The following is a 19,405-nucleotide window of genomic DNA, read 5'->3' as shown; positions in this document are numbered from 1 at the left end:
CGTGGCGGCCCCCTCACGTCGCACCGGCGCACGCCGGTGCCCGCGGCGAGGCGCTCGGTGGTCGCGGCGAAGTCCCATAAAAAAAGCCCCCGCCGGAGCGGGGGCTTTCGGTTGCCTCGTCGGTCGCGGTGGCGAACCACCGCGAAGGATCAGGCGGCCGCGTCCTTCAGCTTCTTGAGCGGACGGACCTTGACCTTGACGGACGCCGGCTTGGCGGCGAACCAGCGCTCTTCACCCGTGAACGGGTCCTTGCCCTTGCGCTTCGGCTTCGCGGCGACGGCGACCGAGGTGATCTTCAGCAGGCCCGGCAGCGTGAACGTGCCAGCGCCCTTCTTGTGCACGGACGCGGAGATCGCGCCTTCGAGCGAGGCCAGCACGGCCTTCACGCTCTTGCTGTCGACGCCGCTCTGCTCGACGATGTGCGAGACGAGCGAGGACTTCGAAAGCGGATCCTTGATGGGCTTGAGGGCGGCCGGCGCCTTCGCAGCCTTGGCGGGAGCCTTGGCAGCGGCCTTCTTCGCCGCCGTTTTGGTGGTCTTGGCCATGGTTATCCTTGTCACTTTGTTCGAAAGAGGCGGCCTTTCCGGCCGGTGCCCAGCGGGCGACTCACTCTAGCGTTGCTTTCGTCCGCTGAAAATAGGGTCCGCGAAAAAATATTGGCCTTTTGGAGTCTTTTTTTCAGACTCCTCGTGACGCGCTGCGGAAAAACGCCGGTCAGATACCCGCGTACCACTCGTAACCGTTGTCTTCCCAGTAACCGCCCCTGCCTTCGCCGATGCGCTCGAAGCTGTCGACGAGCTCGATCCGGCGAAGGTACTTGGCGTGCTTGTAGCCGAGCTGGCGCTCGACGCGAAGCCGCAGGGGCGCGCCGTTGGCGACGGGCAGCGTCGCGTCGTTGAGGGCGTAGGCGAGCAGCGTCTGCGGATGCCGCGCTTCCGTCAGGTCGATGCTCTCGTAGTACGGCGTGTCCTCTTCGATGTGGTCGAAGCAATGGAACACCACATAGCGTGCATCCGGCCGGGGTTGCACGTGGTCGAGCACGACGCCCAGCGGGGTGCCGGTCCATTTGCCGATCACGCTCCAGCCCTCGACGCAGTCGTGACGCGTGATCTGCGTACGCGTTCCCAGCGCCCTGAGCGCATCGAGCGAGAACTGCGTGGGCCTGGCGACGAGGCCACCCACGTCGAGACGGTATCCGGCGAAATGGTCGCGCATGAGCGCCTGGTACTCGGGCGTGTCGGGGAGGGTGCTTCCGTTCGCCTTGAACACCGGGGAGATGTCCGCCTCCGTGAATTCCTTCGCGAGCGCGGTGGAGGGCGAGAGCAGGCGCTGGACGCGACGCGTCACGCCCTCGGCCGAATCGAGCACCTTCTCACCGGTATCGCTCTGCGAGATCGCGTCGCAGCCGGCGAGGGCCGCGCCTCCCATCGCGAGCACCGCGTTGCGCAGGAAACGGCGGCGGTCAGTCATGGGGCACCTCCTTGCGATCCGCGCGCACGCGGTACCAGCCGGTGATCATGCCGCGGAGCTGGTTGAGCGGCCCGCTGACCAGTACCTCGAACACGTGGACGAGAACGAAGGCGACGAACGCCATCGCGATGACGAAGTGAATCGTCCGCGCGGACTGGCGGCCGCCGACGAGATCGACCAGCCAGTGCAGGACGGCGTCCATGCGCGGCGACATGGCGAGCCCCATCAGGACGATGCCGCCACCGAGCACGACGATCGCGAAGAGGTAGGCCAGGCGCTGCAGCACGTTGTAACGCAGGGCGTCATCGCCTTCGGCATGACGGAATCGCAGGTGGTCGACGATCGAGCGGCCGATACCGCGCCAGTCGCGGCGGGTCGGCACGAGGTCGCGTGCGAAGTGGCGGCTAGCCAGCGACCAGCCCACGTAGGCGATGCCGTTGGCGACGAAAAGCCAGCCGAAGAAGAAGTGCCAGCGCCGTCCCATGGCGAGCCAGCCGGGGCCGGGAATCGTCGCCCAGGCGGGAAAGCCCCGCGCCGTCCACTCGCCATCGACACGGGACGCTCCGAGCACGCCCGTCGTATCGAACGAGTGGCTTCCGATGCGTGTCGTGCCGACGGGCCGGCCGGCCGGGTCCTGTCCGCCTTCGAGCGCGAGCAGCGGCGTGTCGAAATGGGAACGCTCGCCCCAGTACAGCGCCGGGTGGGCGTTGAATATCTGCAGGCCGCTGCCGAGAAGGACGCAAAGGCAGACCACGTTGATCCAGTGCATCACGCGGACAGGCCAGCGATGGCGGTAGACGAGACGCGTGTCGGTCACGACGGCACTCCGTGGGGACGCGTCGAGTATGCGCTCTCAGCCGGACGTGTCCACCCAGCCCGCCGCGACGGCGACACGGAGATCGTCGAGGTCGTCCAGGTCGTGCGCGAGCGTGTCGGCGCGAACGGTGCGGGGATCCGCATCCGTCCAGAGCCGCCGGAATCCGGTATCGCCCCGCAGGGTCGCGGCGCGCGCGAACGTCGAAGCGCGCAGGACGGCCGGGACGCCCTGCGCGTCGCCGTACGCACTCACCGTGTCGCGGTCGTCGCGGTGGGCGTCGAGCAGCGCGCGAAGGTGCGAATCGTCGAGCGCGGGCTGGTCGACTACGGCCACCAGGACCGGCCGGTCGCGTCCCGCGAGCGAGCGCGCCGCCGCGCGCAGCGACGAGGCCATGCCTTCGGTCCACGCGTCGTTCGTCACGATCTCGATGTCGAGGCCCGACACCGCCGCGGCGACCTCTTCGCGATGGGCGCCGGTCACGACGATCGTGCGCGCCGGCGCGGTGGCCAGCACCAGTCGCGCGACGCGCGCGATCAGCGTTTCACCGTCCCGACGGAGCAACTGCTTCGGACGGCCGAGGCGCCGGCTGCCGCCCGCCGCGAGGATCACGGCGTCGTGCGCGGGCGTCACGGTTGCCGTGCGCGATCGCGCTGGCAGACCTGGGCCAGGATGGACAGCGCGATGCCGTGGGGCGTCTGCGCGCCGATGGGCAGCCCGGCGGGAAGGTGCAGGCGACCGAGTTCGCCGTCGCCGACGCCGTCGTCGCGCAGGCGCTGGATGCGTGAGCCGATCTTGTTCCGGCTACCGAGCACGCCGACCGCGAACGCCTGCGAATTCAGCGCGTGCGCCGCCACGGCATGATCGATGTCGGCGTCGTGGCTGAGCGAGTACACGGCGGTGCGATCGTCGATCGCCAGGGCGGCGAGCGAGACGGGCAGGGCGCGCGGGTCGTAGAGCACCGGCGCGATACCGGGGGGTGGCTGCATCGGGCCATGCGGCCGCAGCAGGGCGACCTCCAGGCCCACCATCGGGGCGATCGTGGCGACGGCGAGGCTGACCGGGTCGCCGCCGACGACGACGAGTCGCAGCGGTGGCCGGTGGACGACGGCATACGACCCCGGCTCGGCGGCGTGCTCGCCTTCCTCGACACGCCAGTCGCCGTCCGTCGCGGCGACGCGCACCGTGACGGTCCGCCGCTCGCGCCGGGCGACGGCGAGCTCGTTCATGTACCGCGACGGCTCGCGCAGTTCACGAACGAAGATGCCGATGCGGCCGCCGCAGGTCAGCTGGATGTCGACCACCTCGCTGCCCACCCCGTAGTCGAGCAGGCGGGGTCGCCCCTCCGCCAGCACCATGGCGGCCTCGCTCGCGACGGCCGCCTCGACGCATCCGCCCGAGACGTAGCCGGCGACGCGGCCGTCCGCCGCGATCGCCATTTCGCTGCCGAGCGGGCGTGGGGAAGGGCCCTCGGCGGTCACCAGGGTGGCCAGGGCCACCCGGCCGGCATGCGCGAAGTCGCGCAGCGAGGGCAGGAGATCCTCCACGAGGGCGTATTCGGGCCACGCGGGCCACGCGGGCATGATGGTCTGGTCCAAGGCACTCATGGTGGAAGTCTGGCACGATTGCACCCATAGGACGTGACCGGGACGAAACGCCCGTCTCACGCCACCCGTGTTCTGCTAAGGCGACCATGTCACCCCTCATCGACCGCCACGGACGTACCAAGCGCAAACTGCGGATATCGCTGACCGATCGCTGCAATTTCCGCTGCACGTACTGCATGCCCGAGCACCCGGACTGGCTGCCCCGCGCGAGCCTGCTGGAGCGCGACGAGATCGTGCGCCTCGCCGGCCTGTTCGTGGACCACGGCATCGACCAGATCCGCCTCACGGGCGGCGAGCCGCTCCTGCGCCGCGACCTGCTGGAATGCGTGCGCGCGATCGACGGCCTGCGCGCGCGTGGCCTGGCGCGGCTGTCGATGACGACGAACGCGTCGCGCATCGCGCCGAAGGCTCGCGAGCTCATCGCGGCCGGCATCGACGACTTCAACGTGAGCCTGGATGCCCTCGATCCGGAGACCTTCCGCCGCTTGACCCGTCGCGAGATCGCGCCCGTTCTGGACGGCATCGACGCGCTCGCGGACGCCGGGGCGAACGTGAAGCTCAACGCCGTGGTGATCCGCGGCGACAACGAAAAGGATGTCGTCCCGCTGCTGGACTGGGCCATGGCGCGCGGCCTGCCGCTGCGCTTCATCGAATACATGCCGCTGGACGCGCCGGGACACTGGAAGCGCGACGCGGTCGTGTCCGAGGCCGAGATCCTCGACGCGATCCGCGTGACGCACCGGGTCGACGTCGTGCCGCGGAGCCACGATCCGGCCACGCCTTACCTGGTCGACGGGCACTATCCCCTCGGCATCATTTCCACCGTCTCCCATCCGTTCTGCGCCACGTGCGATCGCCTGCGCATCACCGCCACCGGCGAGCTGTTCACCTGCCTGTTCTCCCCCGTGGGAACACCGCTGGGCGCGCGCATGCGCGAAGGCATCGACGACGAGGCCCTGGCCGCGCACGTCGCCCGCGCCGTCTGGCTGAAGGACGCCGGCTATGCCTCGCGGCCCGGCCCGGTCGACCGGCCGCTGACCATGCACGCGATGGGCGGATGACTCACCTCGTACCGGAATGTCCATGACACCGATCGTCTTCGAACTCTATGCCAACCTCGAACGGCTGGCCGGCGGCAGCGAATGCCGCGTCGAAACCGACGCCGACGTCGCAACCGTCGGCGACGCGCTGACGCTGCTGGCGCGCGAACGGCCCGAACTGGCCGGCTCGCTCGAACGCTGCGCCTGCGTTTCGGGCGACACCATCATCCGCCGTGCGGACGCGCTGCCCGCCGACCGGCGCATCGCACTGCTGCCGCCCGTGGCGGGAGGCTGACCATGACCCACGTTCTGTCTCACGATCCCGTCGCCGTCGACCCGCTCCTCGAGCTCGACGCCCATCCGGAGTGCGGCGGCCTCGCGCTGTTCGTCGGCACGGTGCGCGACCACCACGAGGGGCGCTCCGTGCGCCACCTCAAGTACACGGCGCACGAGCCGCTCGCGGCGAAGGTGATTCGCGACGTCGAACACGCCACGCGCGAACGCTACGGGGTACCGTACGTACGCATCGTGCATCGCCTGGGCGACCTCGCGATCGGCGACATCGCCATCGTCTGCGTCGTGCGCGCGCCGCACCGGGCGGAAGCGTTCGACGCCTGCCGCTATGCCGTCGACGCGGTGAAGCATGGCGCGCCGATCTGGAAGGAAGAGTTCTACACCGACGGCAGCAGCGCGTTCGTGGAAGGCTGCTGCATCCGCGACGACCTCGACGAGCCGGCCCCGGCGGCGCACCGCCACCACACGCACACGAGCCACGGATGAAAGACGTCAGCCAGAAGCCGGATTCCCTTCGCGTCGCGCGCGCCACCGCCACGTTGCATGCTCCCGCCCACTGCATCGCGCTGCTGCGCAGCGGCGATACCGAGAAGGGCGATCCGCTGAAGACCGCGCGTGTCGCCGGCATCCTCGCCGCGAAGCGCACCGACGAGCTGATCCCGCTCTGCCATCCGCTGCCGATCCATCGCGCGGATGTCGCGTACGAGCTCGCCGAGACATCGGTGCGCGTGATCGCGGAAGTGCAGACGATCGGCCCGACGGGCGTCGAGATGGAAGCGCTGACCGCGGCGAGCCTCGCGGCGCTCACGATCTACGACATGCTCAAGCCCTATGCCGAGCCCGATGAGCTGCACATCGAGGATTGCCGCCTCGAACGCAAGACGGGCGGCAAGTCGCATTACCGGCGCACGCTCGCCGCGCCGCGCAGCGCGGCCGTCGTGGTGCTGTCGGACACCGTCGCCAGCGGCGCCAAGCCGGACACCGCCGGGGCGTACGTGCGCGATGCCCTGATCGAGGCCGGATTCGATCCCGTGGAATACGCCGTGATCGCGGATGACGCCGAGGTCCTCGGCGACCTGTTGCGCTCGCTGGTCGACGGCGGCGTGAACCTCGTGATCACCGTCGGCGGCACCGGCCTCGGGCCGCGCGACATCACGGTGGACACGGTGCGGCCGCTGCTCGACGTCGAGATTCCCGGCATCATGGAGACCGCCCGCGCCTTCGGACAGAAACGCATGCCCTTCGCGATGCTGTCGCGCGGCGTCGCGGGGTACGTGCGCGACACGCTCGTGGTCACGTTCCCGGGCAGCCGGGGCGGTGCGGGCGAATCGCTGGCCGCCGTGTTGCCGGGCCTCGTGCATCTGCTGGAGACCGGCCGCACGGGTGGCCGCCATCCCGGCGGCTACGGCGAGGCGCACTGACATGGCGCTGCTGCCGATCGCCGAGGCGCTGGAAGCGTACGCCACCGCTGTCCGCTCGCTGCCGACGCATCGCGTGCCGATCGAGCTGGCGCTCGGCGCGGTGCTGGCCGAAACGCCGCGCGCGCGCATCGCGCTGCCGCGCTTCACGCAGAGTTCGGTCGACGGCTATGCGGTCCGGGCCGACGACGGCACGGCGCAGCGCCGTTTGGTCGGCATCGCGGCCGCCGGACAGCCCGCCGCCGTCGCCATCGGTCCCGGTGACGCCGTGCGCATCCTCACCGGCGGCGTCCTGCCCGAGGGCGCGGATGCCGTGGCACGGCAGGAGATCGTCGAGCGCACGGGCGAGGGCATCGTCCTTCGCGAGGCCGTGCGCAAGGGCGAGGCGATCCGTTACGAAGGCGAGGAGCTCGCGGCGGGTGCCGCGCTGGCGGAGCCGGGGCGCCGTATCGGCGCCGGCCTGCTCGCCGCGATGGCCATGGCGGGCATCGACACCGTCGAGGTGTATCGGCGGCCTCGCATCGCGGTGCTGGTCACCGGCGACGAAGTCGTGCGCGCCGGGGAGCCGCTCGAACCCGGGCAGGTCTACGACGCCAACGGTCCGCTGCTGCGCGCGTGGTTCGTGGAAAACGGCTATGGCGAGCCCGTCGTCGCGTACGTGCGCGATGACGAGACGGCGCTGGAAGAAGCCATGAGCGCGGCGCTGGATAGCGCCGACCTCATCGTGACCAGCGGCGGCGTATCGGTGGGCGACCGGGATTTCATTCCGGTGGTGGCCGACCGGCTCGGCGTGCGCAAGGTGTTCTGGAAGGTTTCGCAGAAGCCGGGCAAGCCGCTCTGGTTCGGCATGCGCGACGGGCGCGCGATGCTCGGCATGCCCGGGAATCCCGCCGCGGTGCTCGTGTGCCTCGCGGTGCATGCGCGCGCGGTGCTCGCGCGCCTGGAGGGCGAGGCGGAGCCTCAGCCCGCGTGGCGTCGCGGCGTGCTCTCGGGCGAGGTGGATGCCGACGAGGAGCGCGATCGCCTGGTCCGCATGCGGCTCGATCTCTCGGACGGCACCGCCTCACTGGGCCTGCTGCCGCGGCAGGACTCGCACATGCTCAGCAACCTGGCCTCGGCGCATGCCCTGGTCTGGCTGCCGGCGCGACGCGCGCCGTTCGCGGCGGGCGAGAAGGTGCGCTGGCTGGCGATCTGACAGCGCACGAGTCGCCCGGACCGCGCGGGTCCGGGCGTGGGTCTTACCAGGCCTTCACATCGGTCACGACGACCGTGTAGTCCTGCATTTCCGGCGAGTAGCGGAACAGGCGGCCGAGATCGAAGTCCACGGCCTTGCCCGGCTCGATGTTCGACGTGCCGGCCGGCCAGCCCTGCTTGCTCGCGATGACCTTGCCCGAGGCGTCCTTCGCATCGATGCGGATCTGCGCGGCCGCGGCTTCGGCGCACTTGTTGACCAGGTTGCCCTTCATGCTGAAGCGCGGCTGGCCCGAACCCTGCTGCAGCTTCACGGCGAAGTCGTCGATGGCGAAATCCTTGGCGGCGCAGGCGGCGTGGGCGGACAGCGGGGCGGCGAGGAACAGCGCGGCGGCGATGGCGATCTTCTTCATGGGTGTGACCTGTCGATAGGGGATTGGATAACGCACGAAGGGCGTTCCACCTACCTATCGGCAAGGTCCGGGAGGACTTGAGGGGTTTCTGCGGTAGGTCAGACCGCGACGGCGAAGAGGTCCGCCATCGGTTCGATCTCGGGCTCGAACCAGCGCTTCACGGGGGCGAAGCTGCGCCGGTGGGCATCGCAGGGGCCGAGCCGTCCCAGGGCCTCGAGGTGTTCGGGCACGGCATAGCCCTTGTGCCGGGCGAAGCCGTAGCCCGGGTGCAGCGCGTCGAGGGCATGCATGTGCCGGTCGCGACTGACCTTGGCGAGGATGGACGCCGCGCTGATCGCGGGTTCCGTGGCGTCGCCGCCGATCACCGCGCGGCCTTCGCAGGGCAGGGTGCGCGGCAGGCGATTGCCATCCACCAGGGCGATCTGCGGCGCGAGCGACAGTCCCATCAGGGAGCGCGTCATGCCGACCATCGTCGCCTGGAAGATGTTGATGCGGTCGATCTCCTCGCGCTCGACGAAGATCACGCAGTGCGCGAGCGCTCGTTCGACGATGCGCGCGTAGAGCTTTTCCCGCACGTCCTCGGCCAGCTGCTTGGAGTCGTCGAGACCGCGGATCGGGCGTGCCGGGTCGAGGATCACCGCGGCCACCACCACCGGACCCGCCAGGGGTCCGCGGCCGGCCTCGTCGACGCCCGCGACGACGAGATCGCGACCGAGCTGGGAGGTGACGTTGCGCTTGCGTGGCATGGGCGGAAAGCCTAGTCGCCGACGCGGCCGGTGGGCAAGCGCCGGTCGATCAGTTCGGCCACCGCGGCGGCCGCGTGGTCCGCGGCGCGCCCGTCGAGGCCGCCGCGCAGCGCCCGGTGCAGGACTTCGAAGGCCGCCACGACCTGGCCGCGCCGCTCGCTGTCGGCCAGCAGGTCGAGCGTGGCCCGCGCGAGGTTTTCCGGCGTGCATTCGTCCTGCATGTATTCCGGAACGAGACGCTCCTCGCCGAGGCCACAGGCGCGGGCGAGGATGTTCGGCAGACTGTAGACGTCGGTCTTGAGCATCTTCAGCAGTTTCGCGATGCGATAGCTGGTCGGCGAGACGCGATAGCCCACGACCATCGGCCGCTTCGCGAGCATGGCCTCCAGCGTCGCGGTGCCCGAGGCCAGCAGCACGGTGTCGGCCGCGACCATCGCCTCGTGCGAATGGCCGTCCGTGAGCAGGGGCGGCGTGCCGGGAAAATCCGCGAGCAGGGTGGTCAGCCGGGCCCGCACGCGCTCGTTGGCGGCGGGCACGACGATCCGCAGCTGCGGCATGGCGGCGGCGACGCGCTTCGCCGCCTCGATGAAGGTCGCGCCGATGCGCTCGATCTCGCTCGGGCGGCTACCCGGGAGCACCGCGAGCACGGGCTGGTCGTGGGGCAGGCCCAGCGTGTCGCGGGCGGCGTCGCGATCCGAGACCATGGGGAAGCGATCGGCGAGCGGATGCCCGACGAAGCGGGCGTCGATGCCGTGCTTCGCGTAGATCGGCGGCTCCATCGGGAAGAGACACAGGACACGGTCCGCCGAGCGTCCGATCTTTTCCGCGCGCTTCTCCCGCCATGCCCAGACGGAGGGGCTCACGTAATGGACGGTGGCGAGGCCGGCGTCCTTGAGCTTCCGCTCGACGCCCAGGTTGAAGTCGGGGGCGTCGATGCCGATCACGATCGTCGGACGGGCAGCGAGGATGCGCGCGAGCAAGGCCTTGCGCAGCTTCAGCAGGCGCGGAAGGTGGCTGACCACTTCCGCGAAGCCCATGACGGAGAGCTCGCGGATGTCGTACCAGGACTCGAAGCCGCGCGCGAGCATGCGCGGGCCGCCGATGCCGGTGAAACGGGCGTCCGGATAGCGCGCGCGCAGGGCGTCGATGAGGTCGGCGCCCAGCTGGTCGCCGGAATCTTCGCCCGCGATCAGGACGATCAGCGGCGATGTCGCGTCGGGGATGGTCTGCTGCATGGTGATGGGTCTCCCGCAGCCGGCGTCCCGGCCTTGCGAAACGCCGGCGCCGCGTGGCGCCGGCGGTTGTTACCGGGCGAGCGAGCGCTCGCTGCGATCGATGAACTCGAGCATCTGGCGGACGTCGTCGCTGGTTTCCGCCTGCGCAAGCAGCTGCTCGCGCGCTTCGGCCAGTGGCAGGCCGGCCATGTACAGCGTGCGATAGGCGCGCTTGATGGCGGCGATGCGGTTGGTGTCGAAGCCGCGACGCTTCAGGCCTTCGCTGTTGATGCCGCGCGGACGGCCACGGGTCTCGTTGGCCATCATCACGAACGGCGGCACGTCGGAACCGACGAGGCAGCCCATGCCGATGAACGCGTGCGCGCCGACCTTGCAGAACTGGTGCACGCCGGAATAGCCCGACATGATGGTCCAGTCGCCGATCTCCGCGTGGCCTGCGAGCGCCGAGTAATTCGAGAACACCACGTGATTGCCCACCTGGCAGTCGTGCGCGATGTGCACGTAGGCGAGCAGCCAGTTGTCGTTGCCGATGCGCGTGATGCCGCCACCGTCGCCGGTGCCGCGGTTGATCGTGACGAATTCGCGGATGAGGTTGCGGTCGCCGATGATGACTTCCGTGCGCTCGCCCTGGAATTTCTTGTCCTGCGGAGCGCCGCCGATGGATGCGAACTGCGAGATGCGGTTGTCGCGGCCGATGATCGTGGGGCCTTCGATCACCACGTGTGGACCGACGGTGGTGCCCTCGCCGATGACCACGTCGGCACCGATGATGCTGTACGCACCGATGCTGACGTTGTCCGCGATGCGCGCGGACGGATCGATCTGCGCCGTGGCGTGGATCATTTGTCGCTCCTCGCCGCGCACATCAGCTCGCAGCAGGCGACGACCTTGCCGTCGACCGTGGCCTGCGCCTCGAAAAGGCCCATGCCGCGGATCAGTCGCTTCAGCGACACGTGCATCACGAGCTGGTCGCCCGGCGCCACGACGGCGGAGAAGCGCGCGTTGTCCACCTTCACGAGGTAGAAGAGCGGGCTGCCCGACTGGCCGTCGACCTGGCTGGTGATCTGCGTGAGCAGGCCGGCCGTCTGCGCCATGGCCTCGACGATCAGGACGCCCGGCATCACCGGGTGGCCGGGGAAATGGCCCTGGAAGAACGGCTCGTTGATCGTGACGTTCTTGATCGCCGTGATCGTCTTGCCCGGATCGATCGCGGTCACGCGATCCACCAGCAGGAACGGATAACGGTGAGGCAGGAGTCGCTGGATCTGCTCCACGTCCACGGGAAGCGTCACGGCGGCTTTCGGTTCGGTCATTGCCCTTTGTCCTTTTCCAGCGCCGCCAGGCGGCGCGCGTACTCGTCGAGGTGTTTCATGCGCGCCGCGTTGCGCCGCCACTGGCGGTTTTCCTGCAGCGGGGAGCCGGACGAGTATTCGCCCGGCTCCCTGATCGATGCCGTCACGAGGCTTTTGGCCGTGATGGTAACCCGGTCGGCCAGTTCGAGGTGGCCGAGGATGCCCGCGTTGCCGCCGATCAGGCAGTAGCGGCCGATCTTCGCGCTGCCGGCGACGGCGGAACAGCCGGCCATCGCGGTGTGCGCGCCGATATGGACGTTGTGGGCGATCTGGATCTGGTTGTCGAGGCGGACGTCCTCCTCGAGCACCGTGTCTTCCAGCGCCCCACGGTCGATCGTGGTGTTGGCACCGATCTCGCAATCGTCGCCGATCCGCACGCCGCCGAGCTGGGGCAGCTTCACCCAGTGGTCGCGATCGAAGGCGATGCCGAAGCCGTCCGAGCCGATCACGGCGCCGGGATGCACCAAAACGCGCTTGCCCAGCGTGACCCGGATCACGAGCGTGACGCGCGCCACGAGGCGGCTGCCGGCACCGACGACGCAGCCGGGGCCGATCGTGCAATGCGGGCCGAGGATCGCGCCTTCGTCGATCACGGCGCCGTCTTCCACGACGCAGCAGGGACCGACGCTTGCTGTCGGATGCACGCGCGCTGACGGCGAGACCACGGCGCTGGCATGGATCCCTCGCGGCGCGGCGGCATGCTTTTCGAAGAGGGCCGCGATCTTCGCGTAGGCGACGTAAGGGTCCTTCGCGACGAGCGCGGCGCCGGTGCGCAGGGGCAACGCGTCGGCGTTCAGCACGACGATGCCGGCCTGCGATTCCGCCAGCTGCGACGTGTATTTCGGGTTGGACAGGAAGGTGAACTGGGACGGCGTGGCGCCCGAGAGCGTGCCCACCCCGTCGACGACGGTCGCGGGATCGCCATGGGCTTCGAGGCCGAAGCGCTCGGCCAGTTCGGCCAGGGTGAATTGCGGGTTCCCGCTCACGGAAAGCTCCCAAAAGAAAGGGGTGGCGGGGCTCGTGCCCGGCCACCCCCGGATTCTACAGGCGTTGTCGCCGATGCCTGCTTAGAACGTGTTGCCGAACGTGAACTGGATGCGCTCGACGAAGCGGTTGTCGGCGTCCTTCTTACGGAACGGCACGGCGAAGTTGATGATCAGCGGGCCGATCGGCGCCTGCCACTGGAGCGACAGACCGGTCGAGGCGCGCAGGTCGCTGGCGTCGAACGAACCGTAGTCCTTGTAGACGTTACCGACGTCGACGAACCACGACACGCGGGCGGTGTTGACGTCCTTCAGGAACGGCAGCGGCAGGAACACCTGCGCGGTACCGAGCACCTTGAACGCGCCACCGACCGGCTGACCGTAGCTGTAGTAGCCACCGCTGCAACGACCCTTGCTGTCGGGCACCGAGCTCGCGCTGCCGCCGTCGCAGAGGCGGGGACCCAGGGTGTTGTCCTGGAAGCCGCGCACGTCGCGCACGCCGCCCGCGTAGTAGTTCTCCCAGAACGGGAACTCGACGCGGTCGCCCTTGCTGTAGATCTTCGTCGGGTTGTTCGGATCCTGCGGGTTATAGGCGAACCCGTCGTGGTCGTATGTCTGGCCGTAGGTCTTGCCGTAACCGACCTGGCCGTCGAGGTAGAGCACGAAGCCCTTGCCGATCGGCCAGTAGTGGTTCGCTTCACCGAACAGCTTGTAGTACTGGACCGTGGAGCCCGGCAGCGCGCCGGAGACCGACGCGGTCAGCTGGCCGCCGCGCGTCGGCGCCCAGTAGCTGTTGCGCGTGTCGTGGGTGTAACCGAGGCTCGACGTCCACGAATGGATGGTCTTGTTGCCCAGCGCGTCCTGGTAGGCGATCAGCGGCGCCGGCGTGTAGAACGACGTGTTGATCTTGTTCGAGCTGATGCCGAGGCTGGTCGAGATCGAGTCGAAGTCCGTGATGGGAATCGACAGCGTGGTCTCGAACGACTTGGTGCTGTACTGGTAGTTCGCCAGATCGGTGTCGCCGTAGTCGAGCTTGCTGTAGCCCAGGTTGTAGCCGATCGCGATGCCCGAATCCGTGAGGTACGGGTTCGTGTAGCTGGCGTTGATGCGCTTGTAGTACGTGCTGGTTTCCGCGCCGATCGAGAAGCGGTCGCCGGTACCCAGGAAGTTGTTCTGCGACACCGACGCCGACAGGATGATGCCGGAGTACTGCGAGTAGCCCACGCCGAACATCAGCGAGCCGGCCGACTGTTCCTCGACCTTGGCGGTGAGGTCGACCTGGTCGACGGTGCCGGGCACGAGCGCCTTGTCGATGTCCACGGTCTTGAAGTAGCCGAGGCGCTGCAGGCGGGTCTTCGAACGGTCGATCGCGCCCTGGGAATACCACGAGCCCTCGAGCTGGCGCATTTCGCGGCGGAGCACGGTGTCTTCGGTGCGCGTGTTGCCCTGGAAGACGACTCGGCGGACGTACACGCGCTTGCCCGGCTCGATGAAGAGCGTGAGGTCGGCGGTGCGCTTGTCCTTGTCGAGCTTCGGGATCGGCGTGACCTTCGCGAACGCGTAACCGATGTTCGCGAGGATCGCCTTGATCGCGTCGGTGCTGGCTTCGATCGCCGCGCGGTTGAACGTGTCGCCCTTGTGGATGTAGACCAGCTTGCGCAGGGTCTCTTCCGGCAGGATCAGTTCGCCGAGCAGCTTCACGTCGGAGACGGTATAGACCTCGCCTTCCTTCACGCTGGCGTCGACGTACATCGCGCGCTTGTCCGGGCTGATCGCCACCTGCGTGGAGTCGATGCCGAAGTCGGCGTAGCCGCGGTTCATGTAGTAGTTGCTGAGCTTCTCGAGATCGCCCGAGAGCTTTTCGCGGGAGTACTGGTCGTCCTTCGAGTACCAGGACAGCCAGTTGGAGGTGTTCGACTCGAAGCCGTCGCGGATCGCCTTGTCCGAGAACGCCTTGTTGCCGATGACGTTGATCTCCTTGATCTTCGCCGCCTTGCCTTCGCGGATCTCGATGTCGATCGCGACGCGGTTGCGATCCAGGCGCGTGACGTGCGGTTCGACCGACACGTTGTACTTGCCGCGGTTGTAGTACTGGCGGATCAGCTCCTGCTGCACGCGGTCGAGCGAGAGGCGGTCGAAGGTCTCGCCTTCGGCCAGGCCAATCTCCTTGAGGCCCTTGCGCAGGTCGTCTTCCTTGATGTCCTTGTTGCCGCGCAGCGTGAGCTTGGCGATGGCCGGGCGCTCGACGACCTTGATCACCAGGATGTCGCCCTGGCGGTCGAGTTCGATGTCGCTGAAGAACTTGGTCTGGTACAGGGCGCGGATGGCGGCCTGTGCCTTGTCGTCGCTCAGGGTCTCGCCCTTCTCGATCGGCAGGTAGCTCAGCACCGTGCCTTGCGCGATGCGCGTCAGGCCGTCGATGCGGATGTCGGAAACGACGAACGGCTCGAAGGCAAGCGCATTGGCGGACAGGGAGGCAAGCAGGATCAGGGCGGCGATACGCTTCATCGTCGATTCCGTTGGGTTAATTCCAGCCGACGGCGGACGAGGCCGGCGACCGAAGAGGAGCACGCGCTGGGCTCATGCCCGGCGTCGTTCGGCGCGGGACGCGGAAGCGCCCGTAACCTGGGTGAAGCGAAAAGCGCTGCGCGAAGGAACGCGCGTGGCAGGGGCCGCCCGAGGCGGTGGCCTGACTCACGAGACGAGCATTCGCTGGATGTCGTTGAAGAACGCCAGCCCCATCAGCGTGAACAAGAGGACGATGCCTACGTACTGGCCGGCGATCATGGTGCGTTCGCTGACCGGGCTGCCCTTGATCAACTCGATAAGGTAATACAGCAGGTGTCCACCGTCCAAGACCGGGATCGGCAGGAGGTTCAAGATCGCCAGGCTCAGGGAGACCAGCGCGAGGAAGTTCAGGAACCAGCCGAGGCCGCGGTTGGCGGAATCGTTCGCCACCTGGGCGATGCCGATCACGCCGGAGAGGTTCTTGGTCGAGGCCTGGCCGGAGAGCATCTTGCCGATCAGGTTGAAGGTGGAGGCCGTGCCGGTCCATGTGGCGCGCAGCGATTCGCTGAAGGCGCGCACGGGGCCGTAGCGGAGCGTGGCCTCTTCCATCGGCCGCGGCGCCACGCCGATGAGCCAGCGCGTCGGCTGCCCCTGCTCGGACTTCATGCGGGCCGTGACGTCGAACGTCTGCGTGCGGCCGTCGCGCTGGACCGCCACGGCGATCTTCGGCGAGATGGCGGCCTGCGCCGGCACGAGCCTGGTGAAGTCGCCGAAATCGGAGACCGGCTTGCCGTTGACGCTGAGGATGCGATCGCCCGGGCGGATGCCTGCCAGCGAAGCCGGGTCGCCCGGCACCACCTGGCCCACGATCGCGGGCAGCTGGAGGCCGAGGCCGAGCTGGTCGAACTTCTTGCCGATGTCGCCGCCCGCGGTGAGGTTCTGCAGCGGCAGGACGACGTCGCGCTGCGCGCCGTCGACGCCCGTGACGCGCACCGGCAGGGGATCGCTGCCGAGCAGACCGTTGGCCAGGACCTCGGTGGCTTCGCTCCAGTTGTTCACCGGATCGCCGTTCATCGCGACGATGCGGTCGCCCGGACGGATGCCCGCCACGGCGGCCACGCTGCCGGCATCGGCGGTGACCACCGGCGCGACATCGGGCTTGCCGATCATGTACATCGCCCAGAAGGCCGCGATGGTGAAAATGAGATTGAATGCCGGACCCGCGGCGACGATGGCGATACGCTTCCACACGGACTTGCCGGTGAATTCCTCGTCGCGCTCCGCCGCGGGAACGTCGCCTTCGCGGGCGTCGAGCATCTTCACGTAGCCGCCCAGCGGAATCGCGGCGATCTGGTATTCGGTGCCGTCCTTCGCCACGCGGCGCCACAGCGGGCGGCCGAAACCGACGGAGAAGCGCAGCACGCGCACGCCACAGCGGCGCGCGACCCAGTAGTGGCCGAATTCGTGGAAGGTCACCAGCACGCCGAGCGTTACCAGCAGCCAGAACACGGAACCTAGGACGGGGCTCATCGGGGAGGGTGGGTCTCGGTCGAAAAACGTTGGGTGGAACGAGTTTAGCAGTAAGCGCGGTGCAGCACGTCCCGTGCCGTCCGCCTTGCCTGCGCATCCCGCCCCACGAGGGTCTGGACATCGACCACGGGTTCGGCCGGCAGTTCCTCAAGAACGCGTTCGACGAGCTCGGCGATGCCGAGGAAGGGGAGGGAGCCGGCCAGGAAGGCGTCCACGGCGACTTCGTTGGCGGCGTTCAGGATCGCCGTGGCGTCGCCGCCCGCGCGCAGGGCCGCGAAGGCGAGGGCGAGGCAGCGGAACGTGTCGGTGTCCGGCCGCTCGAAGTCGAGGCGGGCGTGGGCCGCGAGGTCCAGCGGGGCGACGCCGGCCTCGATGCGCTCCGGCCAGGCCAGGGCGCAGGCGATGGCCGTCCGCATGTCCGGGTTGCCGAGCTGGGCCAGCACCGAGCCGTCGACGTAGTCGACCATGGAGTGCACGAGGCTCTGCGGGTGGACCACGACCTCGATCGCGTCGACCGGCGCGGCGAACAGGTGGTGGGCCTCGATGACCTCCAGGCCCTTGTTCATCAGCGTGGCGGAATCGACCGAGATCTTCCGGCCCATGGACCATTTGGGATGGGCGCAGGCCTGGTCGGGCGTGACGCCGGCCAGATCGGCGCGCGCGCGGCCGCGGAACGGGCCGCCCGAGGCCGTGAGGATCAGCCGGCGGACGCCGACCTTGTCGAGGTCGGGCCGGCCGCCCGGCAGGCACTGGAAGATCGCGTTGTGCTCGGAGTCGATCGGAATCAGGTCGCCACCGCCCTGGCGCAGGGCCTCGAGCAGGAGGGCGCCGGCCATGACGATCGATTCCTTGTTGGCCAGCAGGAGGCGCTTGCCCGCGCGCGCGGCCGCGAGCGTCGACTCCAGCCCGGCCGCGCCCACGATGGCCGCGACGACCGTGTCGCACAGCGGCCCGGCGGCCGCCGCGGTCACCGCGTCGGCACCCGATGCGACGTCGCACTGGACGCCCGCGGCGGCGAGCCGGCGCGCGAGATCGGCTTCCATCGCGGGATCCGCGACGATCGCCAGATCGGGGCGGAAGCGTTCGCACAGGGCCGCGAGTCCCGCGGTGTCACGGTGGGCGACGAGCACGCTGGCACGGAAGCGCCCGGGGTGCCGGGCGATGACGTCGAGGGTGCTGCCGCCGATGGAGCCGGTGGCGCCCAGAACGGCGACGTTACGCGGCGACATCCTCAGAGCCCCAGCAGGAGCTTGCCGGCGACGAACACCGGGATGGCGGCGAACACGCTGTCCAGGCGGTCGAGCAGGCCGCCGTGACCGGGGAAGATGTTGCCCGAGTCCTTCACCGAGGCATGCCGCTTCATCAGGCTCTCGAAGAGATCGCCCACGACCGCCACGGCCACGGTGACGACGCCGAGGACGAGCAGGCCGACGAGCTGCCCGCCGTCACGCACGCCGAGCAGGAAGCCGCCGAGCAGGGCGACCAGACCGCCGGCCGCGACGGCGCCGTACACGCCGGCCCAGGTCTTTCCCGGGCTGATGCGCGGCGCCAGCTTGCGGCCGCCGAAGCGGCGTCCGCTGAAATAGGCGCCGGTATCCGCGGCCCAGACGATCACGAGGGCGAGCAGTACCCACCAGGGGCCGCGCTCGCCATCGTGCAGCAGCGCGGCGGCCGCGAGGGTCGGCACGATCACCAGCGCGCCGGCGCCGAGCTTGACCATGCGGTTCTCGGCGTTCGGCGCCGCGGCGAACGTGAAATGGCGCAGCCAGAAGCAGCAGCCGATCCACCAGGCCACGCCCGCGATCGTCAGCGCCGTGAGCAGTCCGGGCGTGCGCACGAGCAGCAGCGCGACGAAGATCGCGGCGGCCGCGGCGGCCACGATGCCGCGACCGACCATCGTGCGGCAGCCGGCGAGCAGGCTCCATTCCCACGCGGCGGCGACGAAGACGAGGGCGACGACCGAGGCGAAGAAGCCGGTCGGCGGCAGCAGGATCAGGGCCAGGACCAGCGGAATGAGGATCGCGGCGGTGGTGATGCGTTGTCTGAGCATGGGTGTCCGGCGTCAGCCCGCGACCTGCTCGCCGGTGCGTCCGTAACGGCGCTCGCGACGGGCGTAGTCGTCCAGCGCCTCGGCGAGGCGGTCCTGGTCGACGTCGGGCCACAGGGTGTCGGTGAAATAGAGCTCGGCGTAGGCGATCTGCCAGAGCAGGAAGTTGCTGACACGGGTTTCGCCTCCCGTGCGGATGAACAGGTCGAGTGGCGGCTGGTCGGCCAGGCAGGTGTAGCCGTGCAGGCGTTGCTCGTCGATCTCGTCGAAGCCGAACTCGCCGCGGGACGCGGCCTCGGCGGCGAGGCGCGCGGCGCGCGCGATGTCCCAGCGACCGCCGTAGTTCACCGCGACGTTGAGGTTCAGCGCCGTGTTGCCGGACGTGCGTTCCATCGCGCCGCGCATGCGCGCGTGCAGTTCGGGCGCGAACGCGTCGAGGTCGCCGACGAAGCGGATGCGGACGCCGTTGCCGTGCAGCTCGTCGACCTCGCGGTCGATCGCCTTGAGGAACAGTTCCATCAGCGCCGACACCTCGGTGGGCGGGCGCTGCCAGTTCTCGCTGGAGAAGGCGAACAGGGTGAGCGAGGCGATGCCGCGCCGCAGGCAGAACTCGACGGCTTCGCGCACGGCCTTCTGGCCGGCGTGGTGGCCGAACGTGCGCGGGCGAAGGCGCTGCTTCGCCCAGCGACCGTTGCCATCCATCACGATGGCGAGGTGACGGGGAACCCGTGCGTCGGTCCTCGCTGTCATGGGTGGC

Annotated in this window: 21 protein-coding genes; 5 read left to right on the top strand and 16 right to left on the bottom strand. The window is 69.2% G+C overall.

The genetic code is table 11. From position 1 onward, the window contains the following. Positions 1 to 149: 149 nt before the first annotated feature. The 5 genes from BMY69_RS08115 to BMY69_RS08095 form a co-directional block, all read right to left on the bottom strand. Positions 150 to 545, bottom strand: a complete 396-nt coding sequence (locus BMY69_RS08115; protein ID WP_072321789.1) for an HU family DNA-binding protein — start codon at positions 543 to 545, stop codon at positions 150 to 152. A 169-nt stretch (positions 546 to 714) separates the two neighbouring features. Next, positions 715 to 1,470 carry a molybdopterin-binding protein gene (locus BMY69_RS08110; RefSeq protein ID WP_090176842.1) on the bottom strand — a complete coding sequence of 252 codons (756 nt, stop codon included), beginning with the start codon at positions 1,468 to 1,470 and terminating at the stop codon, positions 715 to 717. Continuing rightward, positions 1,463 to 2,287, bottom strand: coding sequence for a cytochrome b/b6 domain-containing protein (locus tag BMY69_RS08105; RefSeq protein ID WP_255364494.1), 825 nt, complete (start codon positions 2,285 to 2,287; stop codon positions 1,463 to 1,465). The genes BMY69_RS08110 and BMY69_RS08105 overlap by 8 nt, the downstream gene beginning before the upstream one ends. A 36-nt stretch (positions 2,288 to 2,323) precedes the next feature. Beyond that, the gene (locus tag BMY69_RS08100; RefSeq protein ID WP_090176839.1) at positions 2,324 to 2,917 is read right to left on the bottom strand and encodes a nucleotidyltransferase family protein; all 594 of its coding nucleotides are present in this window, start codon (positions 2,915 to 2,917) and stop codon (positions 2,324 to 2,326) included. Beyond that, on the bottom strand, positions 2,914 to 3,891 hold the full coding sequence (locus tag BMY69_RS08095; RefSeq protein ID WP_090176836.1) for an XdhC family protein: 978 nt from the start codon (positions 3,889 to 3,891) through the stop codon (positions 2,914 to 2,916). The genes BMY69_RS08100 and BMY69_RS08095 overlap by 4 nt, the downstream gene beginning before the upstream one ends. 86 nt (positions 3,892 to 3,977) lie before the next feature. Here BMY69_RS08095 and moaA point away from each other — a divergent pair, with 86 nt between their 5' ends. From moaA to BMY69_RS08070, 5 genes are read left to right on the top strand one after another with little or no spacing between them, the layout of a single operon-like run. Then, on the top strand, positions 3,978 to 4,952 hold the full coding sequence (gene moaA, locus BMY69_RS08090) for a GTP 3',8-cyclase MoaA (RefSeq protein WP_090176833.1): 975 nt from the start codon (positions 3,978 to 3,980) through the stop codon (positions 4,950 to 4,952). Positions 4,953 to 4,974: 22 nt separating this feature from the next. Continuing rightward, the gene (locus tag BMY69_RS08085; RefSeq protein ID WP_175472727.1) at positions 4,975 to 5,226 is read left to right on the top strand and encodes a MoaD/ThiS family protein; all 252 of its coding nucleotides are present in this window, start codon (positions 4,975 to 4,977) and stop codon (positions 5,224 to 5,226) included. Positions 5,227 to 5,228: 2 nt separating this feature from the next. Beyond that, a complete protein-coding gene (locus BMY69_RS08080) occupies positions 5,229 to 5,711 on the top strand; it encodes a molybdenum cofactor biosynthesis protein MoaE (protein ID WP_090176830.1) in 483 nt (160 codons plus the stop codon). Beyond that, the gene (moaCB, locus tag BMY69_RS08075) at positions 5,708 to 6,646 is read left to right on the top strand and encodes a bifunctional molybdenum cofactor biosynthesis protein MoaC/MoaB (protein ID WP_090051988.1); all 939 of its coding nucleotides are present in this window, start codon (positions 5,708 to 5,710) and stop codon (positions 6,644 to 6,646) included. The genes BMY69_RS08080 and moaCB overlap by 4 nt, the downstream gene beginning before the upstream one ends. Position 6,647: 1 nt before the next feature. Further along, positions 6,648 to 7,838 carry a molybdopterin molybdotransferase MoeA gene (locus tag BMY69_RS08070; protein WP_090176827.1) on the top strand — a complete coding sequence of 397 codons (1,191 nt, stop codon included), beginning with the start codon at positions 6,648 to 6,650 and terminating at the stop codon, positions 7,836 to 7,838. A 43-nt stretch (positions 7,839 to 7,881) separates the two neighbouring features. Here BMY69_RS08070 and BMY69_RS08065 read toward each other — a convergent pair whose 3' ends face one another. From BMY69_RS08065 to uppS, 11 genes are all read right to left on the bottom strand, one after another. Further along, positions 7,882 to 8,247: a hypothetical protein gene (locus BMY69_RS08065; protein WP_090051991.1), complete on the bottom strand. Its 366-nt coding sequence runs from the start codon at positions 8,245 to 8,247 to the stop codon at positions 7,882 to 7,884. A gap of 98 nt (positions 8,248 to 8,345) precedes the next feature. Beyond that, positions 8,346 to 8,993, bottom strand: a complete 648-nt coding sequence (rnhB, locus tag BMY69_RS08060) for a ribonuclease HII (RefSeq protein ID WP_090176824.1) — start codon at positions 8,991 to 8,993, stop codon at positions 8,346 to 8,348. Positions 8,994 to 9,004: 11 nt separating this feature from the next. Continuing rightward, positions 9,005 to 10,228 (bottom strand): lipid-A-disaccharide synthase, encoded by a 1,224-nt coding sequence (gene lpxB / locus BMY69_RS08055; protein ID WP_090176822.1) that lies wholly within the window; start codon positions 10,226 to 10,228, stop codon positions 9,005 to 9,007. Positions 10,229 to 10,297: 69 nt separating this feature from the next. Further along, on the bottom strand, positions 10,298 to 11,071 hold the full coding sequence (gene lpxA / locus BMY69_RS08050; RefSeq protein WP_090051996.1) for an acyl-ACP--UDP-N-acetylglucosamine O-acyltransferase: 774 nt from the start codon (positions 11,069 to 11,071) through the stop codon (positions 10,298 to 10,300). Beyond that, positions 11,068 to 11,541: a 3-hydroxyacyl-ACP dehydratase FabZ gene (gene fabZ, locus BMY69_RS08045; protein WP_090051997.1), complete on the bottom strand. Its 474-nt coding sequence runs from the start codon at positions 11,539 to 11,541 to the stop codon at positions 11,068 to 11,070. The genes lpxA and fabZ overlap by 4 nt, the downstream gene beginning before the upstream one ends. After that, positions 11,538 to 12,566: a UDP-3-O-(3-hydroxymyristoyl)glucosamine N-acyltransferase gene (gene lpxD, locus BMY69_RS08040; protein ID WP_090176819.1), complete on the bottom strand. Its 1,029-nt coding sequence runs from the start codon at positions 12,564 to 12,566 to the stop codon at positions 11,538 to 11,540. The genes fabZ and lpxD overlap by 4 nt, the downstream gene beginning before the upstream one ends. A gap of 81 nt (positions 12,567 to 12,647) precedes the next feature. After that, a complete protein-coding gene (gene bamA / locus BMY69_RS08035; RefSeq protein ID WP_090176817.1) occupies positions 12,648 to 15,071 on the bottom strand; it encodes an outer membrane protein assembly factor BamA in 2,424 nt (807 codons plus the stop codon). Positions 15,072 to 15,257: 186 nt separating this feature from the next. Further along, positions 15,258 to 16,601: an RIP metalloprotease RseP gene (gene rseP, locus BMY69_RS08030; RefSeq protein ID WP_090176814.1), complete on the bottom strand. Its 1,344-nt coding sequence runs from the start codon at positions 16,599 to 16,601 to the stop codon at positions 15,258 to 15,260. A gap of 44 nt (positions 16,602 to 16,645) precedes the next feature. After that, positions 16,646 to 17,830 (bottom strand): 1-deoxy-D-xylulose-5-phosphate reductoisomerase, encoded by a 1,185-nt coding sequence (locus tag BMY69_RS08025; RefSeq protein WP_090176813.1) that lies wholly within the window; start codon positions 17,828 to 17,830, stop codon positions 16,646 to 16,648. A gap of 2 nt (positions 17,831 to 17,832) precedes the next feature. Then, a complete protein-coding gene (locus tag BMY69_RS08020) occupies positions 17,833 to 18,651 on the bottom strand; it encodes a phosphatidate cytidylyltransferase (RefSeq protein ID WP_090052006.1) in 819 nt (272 codons plus the stop codon). 12 nt (positions 18,652 to 18,663) lie between these two features. Continuing rightward, positions 18,664 to 19,398 carry a polyprenyl diphosphate synthase gene (gene uppS / locus BMY69_RS08015; protein WP_090052008.1) on the bottom strand — a complete coding sequence of 245 codons (735 nt, stop codon included), beginning with the start codon at positions 19,396 to 19,398 and terminating at the stop codon, positions 18,664 to 18,666. Between the last annotated feature and the right edge of the window lie 7 nt (positions 19,399 to 19,405).

It is taken from the genome of Luteibacter sp. UNC138MFCol5.1, from assembly GCF_900110505.1.
In the GTDB taxonomy this organism is placed as follows: Bacteria; Pseudomonadota; Gammaproteobacteria; order Xanthomonadales; family Rhodanobacteraceae; genus Luteibacter.
Note: the sequence above shows the minus strand (reverse complement) of the source record. Positions and strands in the feature narration are given on the sequence as shown.